At 69.7% G+C, this 15205-nt stretch carries 16 protein-coding genes; 15 read left to right on the forward strand and 1 reads right to left on the reverse strand.

Going from position 1 to position 15205, the window contains the following annotated elements; genetic code table 11:
* Positions 1-9 precede the first annotated feature (9 nt).
* Positions 10-1098 (forward strand): peptide chain release factor 1, encoded by a 1089-nt coding sequence (gene prfA / locus AB0J90_RS07865; protein ID WP_363593332.1) that lies wholly within the window; start codon positions 10-12, stop codon positions 1096-1098.
* Positions 1099-1120: 22 nt separating this feature from the next.
* Here the strand turns inward: prfA and AB0J90_RS07870 are convergent, their stop codons facing one another.
* Positions 1121-2677 carry a GGDEF domain-containing protein gene (locus tag AB0J90_RS07870; RefSeq protein WP_363593334.1) on the reverse strand — a complete coding sequence of 519 codons (1557 nt, stop codon included), beginning with the start codon at positions 2675-2677 and terminating at the stop codon, positions 1121-1123.
* A gap of 74 nt (positions 2678-2751) precedes the next feature.
* Between AB0J90_RS07870 and prmC the strand changes: the two genes are divergently transcribed.
* The 14 genes from prmC to AB0J90_RS07940 all read left to right on the forward strand — a co-directional run bounded on the left by prmC (position 2752) and on the right by AB0J90_RS07940 (position 15192).
* Positions 2752-3720 carry a peptide chain release factor N(5)-glutamine methyltransferase gene (gene prmC / locus AB0J90_RS07875; protein ID WP_363593336.1) on the forward strand — a complete coding sequence of 323 codons (969 nt, stop codon included), beginning with the start codon at positions 2752-2754 and terminating at the stop codon, positions 3718-3720.
* Positions 3720-4364, forward strand: coding sequence for an L-threonylcarbamoyladenylate synthase (locus AB0J90_RS07880; RefSeq protein ID WP_363593672.1), 645 nt, complete (start codon positions 3720-3722; stop codon positions 4362-4364). The genes prmC and AB0J90_RS07880 overlap by 1 nt, the downstream gene beginning before the upstream one ends.
* Positions 4365-4988, forward strand: a complete 624-nt coding sequence (locus AB0J90_RS07885; protein WP_363593338.1) for a phosphotyrosine protein phosphatase — start codon at positions 4365-4367, stop codon at positions 4986-4988.
* A gap of 99 nt (positions 4989-5087) precedes the next feature.
* Complete coding sequence (gene glyA, locus AB0J90_RS07890) at positions 5088-6365, forward strand: serine hydroxymethyltransferase (RefSeq protein WP_363593340.1); 1278 nt, start codon at positions 5088-5090, stop codon at positions 6363-6365.
* A gap of 121 nt (positions 6366-6486) precedes the next feature.
* Complete coding sequence (locus tag AB0J90_RS07895; protein WP_363593674.1) at positions 6487-6864, forward strand: hypothetical protein; 378 nt, start codon at positions 6487-6489, stop codon at positions 6862-6864.
* A 162-nt stretch (positions 6865-7026) separates the two neighbouring features.
* On the forward strand, positions 7027-7269 hold the full coding sequence (locus AB0J90_RS07900) for an AtpZ/AtpI family protein (RefSeq protein WP_363593342.1): 243 nt from the start codon (positions 7027-7029) through the stop codon (positions 7267-7269).
* Between the two features lie 12 nt (positions 7270-7281).
* Entirely contained in the window at positions 7282-8076 is a 795-nt protein-coding gene (gene atpB, locus AB0J90_RS07905; RefSeq protein WP_363593344.1) for a F0F1 ATP synthase subunit A, read from the forward strand.
* 68 nt (positions 8077-8144) lie between these two features.
* Positions 8145-8378, forward strand: a complete 234-nt coding sequence (locus tag AB0J90_RS07910) for a F0F1 ATP synthase subunit C (protein ID WP_363593346.1) — start codon at positions 8145-8147, stop codon at positions 8376-8378.
* Positions 8379-8409: 31 nt separating this feature from the next.
* Entirely contained in the window at positions 8410-8949 is a 540-nt protein-coding gene (locus AB0J90_RS07915) for a F0F1 ATP synthase subunit B (protein ID WP_363593348.1), read from the forward strand.
* Positions 8949-9770, forward strand: a complete 822-nt coding sequence (locus AB0J90_RS07920) for a F0F1 ATP synthase subunit delta (protein WP_363593350.1) — start codon at positions 8949-8951, stop codon at positions 9768-9770. Before AB0J90_RS07915 ends, AB0J90_RS07920 begins: the two co-directional genes overlap by 1 nt.
* Before the next feature lie 67 nt (positions 9771-9837).
* Complete coding sequence (gene atpA / locus AB0J90_RS07925) at positions 9838-11490, forward strand: F0F1 ATP synthase subunit alpha (protein WP_363593352.1); 1653 nt, start codon at positions 9838-9840, stop codon at positions 11488-11490.
* A 9-nt stretch (positions 11491-11499) separates the two neighbouring features.
* Positions 11500-12429, forward strand: coding sequence for a F0F1 ATP synthase subunit gamma (locus tag AB0J90_RS07930; protein ID WP_363593354.1), 930 nt, complete (start codon positions 11500-11502; stop codon positions 12427-12429).
* Positions 12429-13865, forward strand: coding sequence for a F0F1 ATP synthase subunit beta (atpD, locus tag AB0J90_RS07935; RefSeq protein ID WP_326562853.1), 1437 nt, complete (start codon positions 12429-12431; stop codon positions 13863-13865). The genes AB0J90_RS07930 and atpD overlap by 1 nt, the downstream gene beginning before the upstream one ends.
* A gap of 190 nt (positions 13866-14055) precedes the next feature.
* Positions 14056-15192, forward strand: coding sequence for an LCP family protein (locus AB0J90_RS07940; protein WP_363593356.1), 1137 nt, complete (start codon positions 14056-14058; stop codon positions 15190-15192).
* The last annotated feature ends 13 nt before the right edge of the window (positions 15193-15205 follow it).

Below are 15205 nucleotides of genomic sequence, written 5' to 3' on the forward strand. Positions count from 1 at the left end.
GTACGGGTCATGAGCAGTGAGCGGTTGGCTGGCCTTCTCGACGAGTACGCGCAGCTCGAGAAGCGGTTGGCGGATCCGGCGATCCACGCCGACCAGGCGACCGCCAGGCGGGTCGGGCGCCGGTTCGCCGAGCTGACCCCGCTACACAAGGCGGCCGGTGAACTGGCCGAGGCCCGCGCCGACCTCGAAGCCGCCCGTGAACTCGCCGCCGAGGACCCGTCGTTCGCCAGCGAGGTCGACACGCTGGTCGCGGCGCTGCCCGCGCTCGAACAGCGGCTGGCCGAGCTGCTCGCCCCGCGCGACCCGCACGACGCCAAGGACGTGATCCTGGAGATCAAGGCCGGTGAGGGCGGCGACGAGTCCGCGCTCTTCGCCGGTGACCTGCTCCGGATGTACACCCGGTACGCCGAACGCCACGGCTGGGTGACCGAGGTGCTCGAGGTGCAGGACTCCGACCTCGGCGGGGTGAAGGACATCTCGCTCGCGGTCAAGACCAAGGGCGTACCGGAGGGCGGCAACGGGGTCTGGTCCCGGCTGAAGTGGGAGGGCGGGGTGCATCGCGTACAGCGGGTGCCGGTCACCGAGTCCCAGGGCCGGATCCACACCAGCGCCGCCGGTGTCCTGGTGCTGCCGGAGGCGGAGGACGTCGACGTCACCATCGACCCGAACGAGCTGCGGATCGACGTGTTCCGCTCGTCCGGCCCCGGCGGCCAGTCGGTCAACACCACCGACTCGGCGGTGCGGATCACCCACCTGCCGACCGGGATCGTGGTCTCCTGCCAGAACGAGAAGAGCCAGCTACAGAACCGCGAGCAGGCGATGCGGATCCTGCGCGCCCGGCTGCTCGCCGCCGCCCAGGAGCAGGCCGACGCGGCCGCCTCCGACGCCCGCCGGCTGCAGGTGCGTACGGTCGACCGCTCGGAGCGGATCCGTACCTACAACTACCCGCAGAACCGGATCACCGACCACCGGATCGGCTACACCGCGTACAACCTGGACCTGGCGCTCGCCGGAGACCTGGACGCGGTGCTGGACGCGCTGACCGAGGCGGACCGGGCAGCCAGGCTGGCCGGCGAGAGCGAGCTGTCCCGCCGCTGATCCGCCGCTCTCGCGGACCCGGTCAGGAGACGATCCGCGGCCGGGTCTTCGACCGCAGCATCTCCCGGTCGGCGACCTTGAACGCGGTGCTCAGTGCCTCCCGCAGGTTGGCACCGGCCCCGCTGACCTCGGCGAAACCGACGCTGACCCCGACCGGGGTGCCCGGCACCAGCGAGGCCCAGTCCTCGGCGTACACCGCCGCGGTGATCCGGCGACCCACGTCGTCCGCCTCTGCCATGCCGGCGCTCGGCAGCACCACGATGAACTCGTCACCGCCGAACCGGGCCACGAAGTCACCCCGCCGCATCACCCTGTTGATCACCCCGGCGATGCGTTGCAGCACCAGGTCGCCGGAGTGGTGGCCGTGCGCGGTGTTGACCGCCTTGAACCCGTCGAGGTCGCAGACCCCAATCACCGCCCGCTCGCCCCGTCCCACCATCGCCGCGACGTAACGCTCCAGCCGGCGGCGGTTGGGCAGGCCGGTGAGCGGATCGGTGAGCGCCTCGTCCTCGTACCGGGCCGCCTCGCGGCGCAACTCCTCGTGGTCGATCCGGGCCGCGATGCCGTCGACGTACACGTCCCGGAGCCGGTCGTTGCGCTGGGCGGCGAGCCGGAACGCGAACCGGTCGGCCCGGTGCGCCGCCGGGTGGTCACCTGCGCGGCTGTACGCCATGCTGCGCAGCCGGGCGTGCTCGGCCGCGCCGAGGGTTTCGGCGGCCACCGTGACCGTGTCCAGTCGGGTCATCGCCTCGATCGGCCGCCCGGCGGCGATCGCCAGGCACGCCTCGCCGAGCTGTCGCATGTCCCGCGCCCGTGCGCTGTCCCCGCCCTTGCTGAGCAACGAGGTGGCGGAGATCCCGGTGGGCAGTTCGGTCGGCTCACCGAGCGCCGCCCGGCGGGCGACCGCGTAGCCGTACGCGACCAGGCTGCTCGGGCGCAGTCGCGCGCCACCGCCGGTGGCGACGAACCGGTCCAGGTCGCCGCCGATGTCGCGGAGCACCCGCAGGCAGCCGTCGCTGTCGCCGTGGTGGTCGAGGGTGACCGCGTTGCGCAGCCGGATACCGGGTGCGGCGAACGTCTCGTCCGGTATGCCGGCGGCGGCACCGAGCTGGCGGGCGCGTTCGATGGCGGAGAGCGCGTAGCCGTGGAAGCTGAGGTAGGAGTAGGCCATGGCCAGGTCGTGCCAGGCCCAGGCGGTTTCCCGGTCCGGGTCCTCGACCGCGGCCAGCGCCTGGGCGCTGCGGACCAGGTGCGTGACGCACCGGTCGAGCGCGCCGTGGTCGTGCGCGGCGAGCGCGGCCAGCGCGTGCAGGTGCCCGTGCAGGTACGGCTCGGAGACGAGGTCGCGGGCGGCGTCGAAGGCCCGCTCGACGGCGGTGGTGTATTCGGCGGTCCGGCCCAGGTTGATCAGCGCGGAGAGGCGTTGGACCAGCGCGTCGGCCCGGGAATATGGGTCCTCGGTGGTGTCGATGACCTGTTCGAAGGTCTGGCACGCCGCGGCGGACCGGCCGGCCTCCATCAGCCCGCGAGCGTGCATGAGGACCTCGGCCTGGTCTTTGACCTGGTCGAGCCAGCTCACGCGGAACCTCCTACGAATCGCGGACGAGCGGCGCCCGTGTCCGGTGCCCCCGTCCGACGTCTCATGATTATGGCGTGACAGATTTCCTACAGCAGCCCGCCGAAGGGTCAGAACGGTTGCGGCCCTCGGTCGCCGTCGGCTGGGCGACCGGTGTGCTCGGCGCCGCCGGAATCGGGCCGGCGCGGGCCGAAGCGGAGCTGCTGGCCGCGTACGTGCTGGACACGTCGCGTGGGCGGTTGGCGCTGACGGCCCGCTTCACCCCCGCCCAACTCGACCGGTTCGCCGAACTTGTCCGCCGACGGGTGGGCCGCGAGCCGTTGCAGTACCTGCTCGGTTCGGCGCCGTTTCGTTATCTGGAGCTGGCGGTCGGGCCCGGCGTCTTCGTACCCCGCCCGGAGACCGAACTGCTCGCCGGCTGGGGCATCGAGGGGGCACGTGCGATGGGCGGTGGCACGGGCGCGGCCGTCGAACCGCTCGTGGTCGACCTGTGCAGCGGCAGCGGGGCGATCGCCCTGGCGGTGGCCGACGAGGTGCCGCAGGCGCGGGTGGTGGCGGTCGAGCGGTCCACGGAGGCGCTGACCTGGCTGCGCCGCAACGCGGCCGAGCGGGCCGCCGCCGGGGACCGGCCGATCGAGGTGGTGGCCGGCGACGTCACCGAGCCGGGGCTGCTGGCCGGGTTGGTCGGGCAGGTGGACGTGCTGCTCTGCAACCCGCCGTACGTGCCGTCGACGACCGCCGTACCCCCGGAGGTGGCCGACCACGACCCGGCGGAGGCGGTCTTCGGCGGCCCGGACGGCCTGGCGGTGATCCGGCCGGTGCTGGCCCGCGCGGCCGACCTGCTGCGCCCCGGCGGGCTGCTCGGCATCGAACACGACGACACCCACGCCGAGGCGGTACCGGCGCTGCTGCGCGCCGACGGCCGGTTCGACGAGGTACGCGACCACCCGGACCTGACGGGTCGGGCCCGGTTTGTCACCGCGTGTCGCAGTGGCGGCACCCGTGCCGCCGATGCCGTTCCGGCGTGGCAGACTGGCTCCTCGTGATGCTCTACGACTGTCGGTCCCTCGCCGAGCGCGACCGCGGCATCGCCGCCGCGATCGAGGCGGTCAAGAACGGCGAGCTGGTGGTGCTACCCACCGACACGGTGTACGGGATCGGCGCGGACGCGTTCACGCCGTACGCCGTCACCGCGCTGCTGAACGCCAAGGGTCGGGGTCGGTCCATGCCACCGCCGGTCCTGGTCGGCTCCCGGCACACCCTCGACGGGCTGGTCTTCACCCTGCCCTCGGCCGCCCGTGACCTGGTCGCGGCGTTCTGGCCGGGCGCGTTGACGATCGTCGTCGAGCACTCGCCCAGCCTGCAGTGGGACCTCGGCGACACCGCCGGCACCGTCGCCGTACGGATGCCGATGCACCCGGTCGCGCTGGAGGTGCTCCGGGAGACCGGGCCGATGGCGGTCTCGTCGGCGAACAAGACCGGGCAGCCCGCGGCGACCACCGCGGAGGAGGCCCGCGACCAGCTCGGCTACTCCGTACGGGCGTACCTGGAGGCCGGCACCGCGCCGGACCCGGTGCCGAGCACCATCGTCGACCTCACCGGCGAGATCCCGCGTGTGCTGCGGGAGGGGGCGATCCCGCTGGAGAAGCTGCGCGAGGTCGTACCGGACATCCAGGGCCGGGAGGCCTGAGTGCCGCCGTTCACCGTCCTGCACGTCTGCATGGGCAACATCTGCCGCTCGCCGATGGCGGAACGGCTGCTCACCCTCGCGATCCGCGAGCGGCTGGCCCGGCGGGCCGACGGTGCGACGGTGGCGGCGACGCTCGCCGACGAACTGCTGCACAGCCACAGCGCCGGCACCGGCGGCTGGCACGCGGGCGAGGAGATGAACCCGCCCGCCGCCCGCCAGGTCCGCTCCCGTGGCGGTGACATCGACGGGTTCGCCGCCCGCAAACTGCGTTCGGACCAGATCGACGCGGCCGACCTGGTGTTGACCGCCACCGCCGACCAGCAGGACTACGTGGTGGCGCTGCGCCCCGACGCGAGCGGGCGGACCTTCGTGCTCGGCGAGTTCGGCCGGTTGCTCGCTGCCGTCGACCTGAGCGGGCTGCCGGCCGCGGCAGCCACCCCGGACGAGGTGTACGCCCGAGGCGTCGCGCTGGTCGAGGCGGTCGACGCCGCCCGCCGCGGCAGCACCCCGCTGCCGGCGGACGACCTCGACGACCCGTGGGGCCGGGGCGACCAGTGCTTCAGCCGGGTCGCCGACGAGATCGAGGAGACCGTCGACCCGCTCGCCGCCGCCCTGCTGCCCTGAGCGCGGCGGCCGGGTTGTCGTCCTGACCAGGGCATAGGTGGATCACGCCGGGCCGCTCCGTACACTCCACTGCGGTGGCGCACTCGACGAGGAGACCACATGAGCAAGTTCTACGGGCCCGACTTCGACGAGTTGGCGGCCACCGACCCGGAGATCGCCGATGTCGTGCTCGGCGAGCTGGACCGGTTGCGGGGCGGACTGCAACTCATCGCCAGCGAGAACCTCACCTCGCCGGCCGTACTGGCGGCGCTCGGCTCGACCCTGACGAACAAGTACGCCGAGGGTTATCCCGGACGGCGTTACTACGGTGGCTGCGCCGAGGTGGACCGGGCCGAGGAGATCGGCATCGACCGGGCCAAGGAGCTGTTCGGCGCCGAGCACGCCAACCTGCAACCGCACTCCGGGGCGAGCGCGAACCTGGCCGCGTACGCGGCGCTGGTGCAGCCGGGTGACCCGGTGCTGGCGATGGAGCTGCCGCACGGCGGCCACCTGACCCACGGCAGCCGGGTCAACTTCTCCGGTAAGTGGTTCTCCCCGATCGGCTACACCGTCCGCCGGGACACCGAACTGATCGACTACGACGAGGTACGCGACCTCGCTCTGGCGCACCGGCCGAAGCTGATCATCTGTGGCGCGACCGCCTACCCCCGCCTGATCGACTTCGCCCGGTTCCGGGAGATCGCCGACGAGGTCGGTGCGTACCTGATGGTGGACGCCGCGCACTTCATCGGGCTGGTGGCCGGCGGGGCGATCCCGTCCCCGGTGCCGTACGCCGACGTGGTCTGTTTCACCACCCACAAGGTGCTGCGGGGACCTCGCGGCGGCATGATCCTGTGCCGGGAGGGGCTCGCCGAGCGCATCGACAAGGCGGTGTTCCCGTTCACCCAGGGGGGTCCGTTGATGCACGCCGTCGCGGCCAAGGCCGTCGCGCTGCGCGAGGCCGCGTCACCGGACTTCAAGGCGTACGCCACCCAGGTGGTCCGCAACGCCCGTGCGCTCGCCGCAGGGCTGGCGGCGGAGGGGATGCGGCCGGTCTCCGGCGGCACCGACACCCATCTCGCCCTGATCGACCTGCGCGAGCTGGACGTGACCGGGCGGGATGCGGAGGAACGCGCCGGCCGGGCCGGCATCACGCTGAACAAGAACGCGGTTCCGTACGACCCGCAGAAGCCGATGATCGCCTCCGGGATCCGGGTCGGCACTCCGAGTGTCACCACCCAGGGCATGCGCGAGGGTGAGATGCGGCAGATCGCGAGCCTGATCTCCCGGGCGGTGCGGACCGATCCGACCGCTACCGGCGGCGAGGAGACGTTGGCCGCCGTCGCCCACGAGGTCACCGAGCTGGTGGCCGGCTTCCCGGCGTACCCCCGTGGCTGAGCTGGCGGCGGACCGCGCCCTGGAGGCCGACCACGACCCGGTCGAGCCCTCCGCGACGGTCGACGCACCCCCCACTGACGCTGTCACGGACCCGGCGTCCCCGACGGACAAACATTGGCGGCTGCGACACCTGCCGGTGTTGCTGCTGGCCTCCGCGGGCCTGGTGGCGCTGGCCGCCCTGGTCGGCGGCCTGACCTCCGGCACGACCGGAGCGATCGGCGCCGCGATCGGCGTTGCCGTCGTCACTTTCAGTTACACGTCGTCCACCTTGGTCGTGGCCTGGGCCGATTCGGTGGACCCGCAACTGGTCCTCCCGTTCGGCCTGGCCATGTACGCGGCCAAATTCTCGGTGTTCGGCGTGTTGATGGCCGCCGCGGCTGCTACTGGCTGGCCAGGGCTGGTGCCGCTGGCGCTCGGCGTGGTTGCCGGCGTGGCGGTCTGGACCGGGGTGCACATCTGGTGGATCACCGCTGTTCACCTGCGGCGGACCGCCGCCTAGCACGACGCGGCAAAAAACTGTCCGTGATCGGTCATTTCCCAGCGGGCCTAAGCGGAGTAGCGTGCCTCCAGACGACGCTGCGCCCCAGAACGCCCACACACATCGGTTGTGCGGGGGGTGCCTCCTTGCCTCGTATTTCTGGCTGATACCGTTCGCCCTGTCATGGCCGGTGACCAAACCCCCCAACCCGCTGACGGCACAGGCGACTATCAGCCGCCCAACGCCGGACAGGGATGGACCGCGCTCGCGTACCTGATCGCAGGGATGTTGGTGTGGGGCCTCATCGGCTGGCTGGTCGACCGGTGGCTCGAGACCGATGGCGTCGCCATCGGGATCGGCGTCGTACTCGGCGCGGCCGGTGGGATCTACCTGGTCATCCGCCGGCTCGGCGCGCCGCCTAACTAGGGAAGGGACGCGGTGATCGGACAAACGGTCGTCCTCGCGGAGGGCGATTCCCCGTTTCCACCCAGCGTGGGGGACTTCTTCCTGCCCAGCGTCGCCCCGTGGGGCGGACACTCGCTGTGGGTCACCAAGATCACCCTGCTGGTCTGGCTCGCTGCCGGGTTGCTCATCCTGTTCTTCCTGCTGAGCTACCGCAAACCGCAGTTGGTGCCGACCAAGAAGCAGTGGTTCGCCGAGTCGATCTACGGCTTCGTGCGCAACAACATCGCCGTAGAGATGATCGGACACCGTGGAGTCGCGTTCGCGCCGTACTTCACCACGCTCTTCTGTTTCATCCTGCTGACCAACCTGTTCAGCATCGTTCCGCTGATCCAGATCTCGCCGAACTCGCACATCGCCTTCCCGGCGATCTTCGCGGCGATCAGCTACGTGATGTTCATCTGGGTGGGCATCCGGCACCACGGAGCGGGCAAGTTCTTCAAGAACTCGCTCATCCCGCCGGCGCCGTGGTACATCCTGCCGTTGCTGATTCCGATCGAGGCATTCTCGACGTTCCTGGTTCGCCCGTTCTCGCTGGCCGTGCGTCTGTTCGCGAACATGTTCGCCGGCCACATGCTCCTGCTGGTCTTCACCCTCGGCGGATTCGCGATGCTCAACGCGACCCCGCTGCTGGCGCCGGTCTCGGTGCTCTCCTGGGTGATGACCGTCGCGCTGACCTTCCTCGAAGCACTGGTCATCGTCCTACAGGCCTACGTCTTCGTCGTACTTACCGCAAGCTACGTGCAGGGCGCTGTCGCCGAAGAGCACTGAGTTCACAACCGCACAACCGTTGTCGTCCCGCGTGACCGTCACGCGTGATAACCAGGAGGAACCAACTAATGGACATCGCCGCAGTAGAGGGCAGCGTCGCCGCCATCGGTTACGGCCTTGCCGCCATCGGCCCCGGCATCGGCGTCGGCCTGGTCTTCGCCGCGTACATCAACTCGACGGCGCGTCAGCCCGAGTCGTCGCGGATCACCCTGCCCTACGTCTGGATCGGCTTCGCCGTGATCGAGGCGCTCGCGCTGCTCGGCATCGCGTTCGGCTTCATCTGGCAGGGCACGCTCTCCTAGTCCTGCCCGCCTTCGTCAACGGAGGGTTCACATGCTTTACATCGCCGCTGCGGAAGGCGCCACCGAGCACAACCCGATTCTCCCGCTCTGGCAGGAGATCGTCGTTGGCTCGGTAGCCTTCGCGCTGCTCTGCTTCGTGCTGATGAAGTTCGTCTTCCCGCGCATGGAGCAGACCTTCCAGGCGCGGGTCGAAGCGATCGAGGGTGGCATCAAGCGGGCCGAGGTCGCACAGGCCGAGGCCAACCAGTTCCTCGATCAGTACCGGGCCCAGTTGGCGGAGGCACGTACCGACGCCGCCAAGATCCGTGACGACGCGCGGGCCGACGCCGAGGGCATCCGACAGGACGTCCTGGCCAAGGCGCGCGAGGAGTCCGACCGGATCATCGCGCTCGGCAAGGAGCAGCTCGCCGCCGAACGGCAGACCATCGTGCGCGAACTGCGCGCGGAGGTCGGCACGCTCGCGGTCGACCTGGCCAGCAAGATCGTCGGTGAGTCGCTCGCCGACGAGGCGCGTCAGAAGGGCACGGTCGAGCGCTTCCTGACCGGGCTCGAGAGCGCGGGGGCCCGCTGATGCAGGCCGCCAGCCGGGAGTCGTACGCCGCCGTGGCGGAGCGTCTGGACGCGTACGCCCAGACCGCCGAGCCGTCGGCGATCGCCGACACCGCCGACGGGATCCTCGCCGTGGCCGATCTGCTGCGTCGTGAGGCGCGGCTGCGGCGGGCCCTGTCCGACCCGGCCCGCTCCGGCGAGGAGCGGGCCGGCCTGCTGGGCAGCCTGCTCGCCGGCAAGGTGAACTCGGATGCGTCCGAGCTGCTCACCGCGCTGGTGACCGGTCGCTGGTCGGCTCCGTCCGAGCTGCTGACCGGCACCGAGCGACTCGGAGTGGAGGCGCTGCTCGCCAGCGCCGACCGGGCCGACGACCTCGGTGAGGTCGAGGACGAGCTGTTCCGCTTCGGCCAGGTGGTCGGGGGGGACACCGGACTGAGCAATGCCCTGTCCGACCCGATCGCACCGGTGGCGCAGCGGACCGAACTGGTCCGGACGCTGCTGTCGGGCAAGGCGAAGCCGTCGACCATCCGCCTCGCCGAGGTGGCCCTGGCCGGCTTCGGTGGACGGTCCTTCTCCAACGGGCTCACCCGCCTGGTGGAGCTGGCCGCCGACCGCCGTGACCGGCAGGTGGCCTACGTGACCGTCGCGGCGCCCCTCGGTGAGGAAGAGGAGCGCCGGCTGAGCGCCAAGCTGACCGAGATCTACGGTCGGGAGGTCACCGTCAAGCAGACGGTAGACCCGCACGTGCTCGGCGGGCTGAGCGTCCAGGTCGGTGCCGATCTCTACGACGGCACCATCCTGCGCCGACTCACCGAAACCCGTAACGCGCTCACCAAGCGCTGAACGAACTACGCCGTACTTAGCCTGCCGCTCTGAGTTAACTCCGGGCCCTGAATAGAGGAAGCAGAGGATGGCCGAGCTGACCATCTCGTCGGAGGAGATCCGCGGCGCCCTGGAGCGCTACGTCTCCTCCTATTCGCCCGACATCTCCCGCGAGGAGGTCGGCACTGTCGCCGACGCCGGTGACGGCATCGCGCACATCGAGGGGCTTCCCTCGACGATGGCCAACGAGCTGCTGGAGTTCGAGGACGGCACGCTCGGTGTGGCGCTCAACCTCGACGTCCGGGAGATCGGCACCGTGGTGCTCGGCGACTACGCCGGCATCGAGGAAGGCCAGCGCGTCAAGCGCACCGGCCGGGTGCTGTCCGTTCCGGTCGGCGACGCCTTCCTGGGTCGCGTGGTGAACGCGCTCGGTGCCCCGATCGACGGTCTCGGTGAGATCGCCAACGAGGGCTTCCGTGAGCTCGAGCTGCAGGCGCCGAACGTCATGGCCCGCCAGGGTGTCACCGAGGCACTCCAGACCGGCATCAAGGCCATCGACGCGATGACCGCGATCGGCCGGGGTCAGCGTCAGCTGATCATCGGTGACCGGAAGACCGGCAAGACCACGGTCGCGATCGACACGATCCTGAACCAGCGGGACAACTGGCGGTCGGGTGACCCGGCCAAGCAGGTCCGCTGCATCTACGTGGCGATCGGCCAGAAGGCCTCCACCATCGCCTCGGTGAAGGGCCTGCTGGAGGAGCAGGGCGCGATGGAGTACACCACCATCGTCGCCTCGCCCGCCTCCGACCCGGCCGGCTTCAAGTACATCGCCCCGTACGCCGGCTCGTCCATCGGACAGCACTGGATGTACGGCGGCAAGCACGTCCTGATCGTCTTCGACGACCTGACCAAGCAGGCCGAGGCGTACCGCGCCGTGTCGCTGCTGCTGCGTCGCCCGCCGGGCCGCGAGGCGTACCCGGGTGACGTCTTCTACCTGCACTCCCGCCTGCTGGAGCGCTGCGCCAAGCTCTCCGACGAGCTGGGTGGCGGCTCGATGACCGGTCTGCCGATCATCGAAACCAAGGGCAACGACATCTCGGCGTTCATCCCGACCAACGTCATCTCGATCACCGACGGGCAGATCTTCCTCGAGGGCGAGCTGTTCAACCAGGGTGTCCGCCCGGCGATCAACGTCGGTACCTCGGTCTCCCGGGTCGGTGGCGCTGCGCAGGTCAAGCCGATGAAGAAGGTCGCCGGCCGGCTCCGGCTGGACCTGGCCCAGTACCGCGAGCTGGAGGCGTTCGCCGCCTTCGCCTCCGACCTGGACCGGGCCTCCCGCAACCAGCTGGACCGCGGTGCCCGCCTGGTCGAGCTGCTCAAGCAGCCGAACTACTCGCCGTTCCCGGTCGAGGAGCAGGTGGTGTCGGTCTGGGCCGGCACCGAGGGCAAGCTCGACGACATCGCGGTTGCCGACGTGCGCCGGTTCGAGAACGAGTTCCTCGAGTTCCTGCGGCACAACTACAAGTCGACGCTGGATTCGATCGCCGCCAACAACTGGGGCGACGACGAGCCGCGCGCCCTGGACGAGGCGATCAACCGGTTCAAGCCCCAGTTCCTGGGTAAAGCGGACGACGTGAAGGTCAACGAGGCCGCAGCCGCGCCCCTCGAAGGCGAAGAGAACCGCGAGACCGTAACCCGGTACCGGGATGGCGGGACCGACGCTGCGGTAGAGAAGTAGGGCTGACCAATGGCGGCCCAGGTTCGCGTTCTTCGTCAACGAATCCGCTCGGCGAAGTCGATGAAGAAGATCACCAAGGCGATGGAGCTCGTGGCGACGAGCCGGATCGCCAAGGCCCAGGCCCGGGTTGCGGCGTCCCTGCCGTACGCCCAGGCCATCACCGGTGTGCTCACCGCGCTGGCGTCCAACGCGGCGATCGACCACCCGCTGCTCACCGCCCGTCCGCGGGTACGGCGAGCCGGGGTCGTGGTGGTCACCAGTGACCGCGGCCTGGCCGGCGGTTACAGCTCCAACGCGATCAGGATGGCCGAGTCGCTGCTGGCTCGGCTGCGGGACGAGGGCAAGGAGCCGGTGCTCTACGTCATCGGCCGTAAGGGCGTCACCTTCTACCGGTTCCGCAACCGGCCGATCGAGGCGAGCTGGACCGGGTTCTCGGAGCAGCCGTCGTTCGCGAACGCCCGCGAGGTGGGTGAGACGCTGATCAAGGCGTTCGGCCACGGCGCGGACGACGAGAGCGGCAGCGGCGGCATCGACGGCGTGCTGGGTGTGGACGAGTTGCACATCGTCTACACCGAGTTCAAGTCGCTGATGACGCAGAACCCGGTTACCAAGATCATTGGCCCGATGGAGGTCGAGGACCGTCCGCGGTCCGAGGGCCTGCTGCCGGCGTACGAGTTCGAGCCCGAAGCCGAGGCGCTGCTCGACGCACTGCTGCCCAAGTACATCAACACCCGGATCTACGCGGCGTTGATCGAATCGGCGGCCAGTGAGTCGGCGGCACGCCGGCGCGCGATGAAGAGCGCGACCGACAACGCCGAGGACATGATCGACAGATACACGCGTGAGATGAACTCGGCCCGCCAGGCCGGGATCACCCAGGAGATCAGTGAGATCGTCGGCGGCGCCAACGCGCTGGCCGCGTCGGGAAGTGAAGTGTGATGACTGCACCAGTAGAGACGAAGACCGCCACCGGTCGGGTGGTACGGGTCATCGGCCCGGTCGTCGACGCCGAGTTCCCGCGCGACGCCATGCCGGAGATCTTCAACGCCCTCAACGTCACCGTCTCGCTCTCCGGTGGAGAGAAGACGCTGACCCTGGAGGTCGCCCAGCACCTGGGCGACAACATGATCCGGGCCATCTCGATGCAGCCGACCGATGGCATGGTCCGCGGCGCCGAGGTCCGGGACACCGGCAACCCGATCATGGTGCCGGTGGGTGACGGCACCAAGGGTCACGTGTTCAACGCGATCGGCGAGTGCCTCAACCTCAAGGAGGGCGAGAAGCTCCAGGTCTCCGACCGGTGGGGTATCCACCGGAAGGCCCCGGCCTTCGCCGACCTCGAGCCGAAGACCGAGATGCTGGAGACCGGCATCAAGGTTCTCGACCTGCTCGCCCCGTACGTCAAGGGTGGCAAGATCGGCCTGTTCGGCGGCGCGGGCGTGGGCAAGACCGTGCTGATCCAGGAAATGATCATCCGGGTTGCGAACAACTTCGGTGGTACCTCGGTGTTCGCCGGGGTGGGCGAGCGTACCCGTGAGGGCAACGACCTCATCCACGAGATGACCGAGTCCGGCGTCATCGAGAAGACCGCGCTGGTCTACGGCCAGATGGACGAGCCGCCGGGCACGCGTCTGCGGGTCGCCCTCTCCGCGCTGACCATGGCGGAGTACTTCCGGGACGTGCAGAAGCAGGAGGTGTTGCTCTTCATCGACAACATCTTCCGGTTCACCCAGGCCGGCTCGGAGGTTTCCACCCTGCTGGGCCGGATGCCGAGCGCCGTGGGTTACCAGCCGACGCTCGCCGACGAGATGGGCGAGCTGCAGGAGCGGATCACGTCGGTCCGGGGCCAGGCGATCACCTCGATGCAGGCGATCTACGTGCCGGCGGACGACTACACCGACCCGGCACCGGCGACCACCTTCGCCCACCTGGACGCGACCACCAACCTGGAGCGGTCGATCTCCGACAAGGGCATCTACCCGGCGGTGGACCCGCTGGCGTCCTCCTCGCGGATCCTCGCGCCGGAGTACGTCGGGCTGGAGCACTACACCGTCGCCTCCGAGGTGAAGCGGATCCTGCAGCGCTACAAGGACCTGCAGGACATCATCGCCATCCTCGGTATCGAGGAGCTCTCCGAGGAAGACAAGATCACCGTTGGGCGTGCCCGGCGGATCGAGCGCTTCCTGTCGCAGAACACCTTCGCGGCCGAGGTCTTCACCGGCATCAAGGGTTCGTACGTGCCGGTCAAGGACACCGTCGAGGCGTTCAAGAAGATCAGCGAGGGTGAGTTCGATCACTTCCCCGAGCAGGCGTTCTTCATGTGCGGTGGCCTGGACGACCTGGAGCGCAACGCACGCGAGCTGATGAAGGACTAGTTTTTCCGTACCACGACTGGGGACCGTGTCGGCTGACCGCCGGCACGGTCCCTTTTCGCGTACGGGGGGCCGCGTGGCGGCCAGTTGATCTTCCAGGGGTTCTTCCAGAAACCAGCGCTACGCTCTGCAACGTCCGTGCCCCCGAAGGGGCCGTCCGGTGCCGTCGGGGCGCGATGATGGGAGATGCCTGGTGACCGACCTCGGTACGCCAACCACACACGGCAAGCGCAGGAAGAAGTCGGCGGTGCCGCGCTGGGCGCGACTCTGCACGATCTTCGGTACCGTGCTCATGCTGCTCAGTGGGGTCGTACTGGTCGGGTTCGAGGTGTTGCTCTCCCGCTACCAGGGTGCGGTGGCCAGCGCGGACCTCTTCGGCGACGAGGGGCCCGGCACGCCGCCGCCGAAGGTCTCCGACATCAAGGGGCCGGTCAACATCCTGCTGGTCGGCATCGACCCCCGGCAGCCGTCCACGCCACCGCTGGCCGACTCGATCATGATCCTGCACGTGCCGGCCGGCATGGACCGGGCGTACCTCTTCTCGCTTCCCCGTGACCTGCGGGTGGACATCCCCGCCTTCCCCAAGGCGAACTATGCCGGGGGCAACGACCGGCTCAACGCCGCCATGTCACACGGCAGCCTGGTGCCCGGGAAGAACCCGGACGCGGCCAAGGGATTCGAGCTACTGCAGACCACGATCAGCAACTACACCGGCATCAAGCGGTTCGACGCGGGCGCGATCCTCAACTTCGGTGGCTTCAAGAAGATTGTCGACGCGATGGGCGGCGTCGACATGTACATCGACGCGGACACCAAGTCCGAGCACCTCCAACCGGACGGCACCCCGCGTCCGGGCAACCCGAACGGCGAGGGCTACATCGGGCCGCAGCGCGAGTACAAGAAGGGCCAGGCCCACCTGAACGGCTGGCAGGCGCTGGACTACGTACGGCAGCGCAAGACACTGGTCGACGGCGACTACGGCCGGCAGCGGCACCAGCAGCAGTTCATCCGGGCGATGGCCAGCCAGGCGCTCAGCCGGGACGTGGTGACCAACCCGCTCAAGCTCGACGCGGTGCTGCGCGCCGCCGGACAGTCCCTGATCTTCAGCGGTCGCGGGCACAGCGTCGCCGACTGGGCATTCGCCCTACGCGACCTGCGGTCCGACTCGATGACGCTGATCAAACTGCCGCATGCCGCGCTCGGCTCCTCCAGCAACTACCAGGGCGAGCAGCTGAAGGCTCCGGCGCCGGACTTCTTCGCCTCCGTACAGGCCGACACGCTCGACACGTTCGTGGCCGCGCACCCCGAACTGATCAACACGGACAAGTAACCGGGGTGCTTCT

Source organism: Micromonospora sp. NPDC049523 (assembly GCF_040676775.1).
In the GTDB taxonomy this organism is placed as follows: domain Bacteria; phylum Actinomycetota; class Actinomycetes; order Mycobacteriales; family Micromonosporaceae; genus Micromonospora_G.

Excerpts from the sequence above, each read along its gene's own strand:
- prfA (WP_363593332.1), top strand. The coding sequence starts at position 10 with ATGAGCAGTGAGCGGTTGGCTGGCCTTCTCGACGAGTACGCGCAGCTC.
- AB0J90_RS07880 (WP_363593672.1), top strand. The coding sequence starts at position 3,720 with ATGCTCTACGACTGTCGGTCCCTCGCCGAGCGCGACCGCGGCATCGCC.
- glyA (WP_363593340.1), top strand. The coding sequence starts at position 5,088 with ATGAGCAAGTTCTACGGGCCCGACTTCGACGAGTTGGCGGCCACCGAC.
- AB0J90_RS07900 (WP_363593342.1), top strand. The coding sequence starts at position 7,027 with ATGGCCGGTGACCAAACCCCCCAACCCGCTGACGGCACAGGCGACTAT.
- AB0J90_RS07910 (WP_363593346.1), top strand. The coding sequence starts at position 8,145 with ATGGACATCGCCGCAGTAGAGGGCAGCGTCGCCGCCATCGGTTACGGC.
- AB0J90_RS07915 (WP_363593348.1), top strand. The coding sequence starts at position 8,410 with ATGCTTTACATCGCCGCTGCGGAAGGCGCCACCGAGCACAACCCGATT.
- AB0J90_RS07920 (WP_363593350.1), top strand. The coding sequence starts at position 8,949 with ATGCAGGCCGCCAGCCGGGAGTCGTACGCCGCCGTGGCGGAGCGTCTG.
- atpA (WP_363593352.1), top strand. The coding sequence starts at position 9,838 with ATGGCCGAGCTGACCATCTCGTCGGAGGAGATCCGCGGCGCCCTGGAG.
- AB0J90_RS07930 (WP_363593354.1), top strand. The coding sequence starts at position 11,500 with ATGGCGGCCCAGGTTCGCGTTCTTCGTCAACGAATCCGCTCGGCGAAG.
- atpD (WP_326562853.1), top strand. The coding sequence starts at position 12,429 with ATGACTGCACCAGTAGAGACGAAGACCGCCACCGGTCGGGTGGTACGG.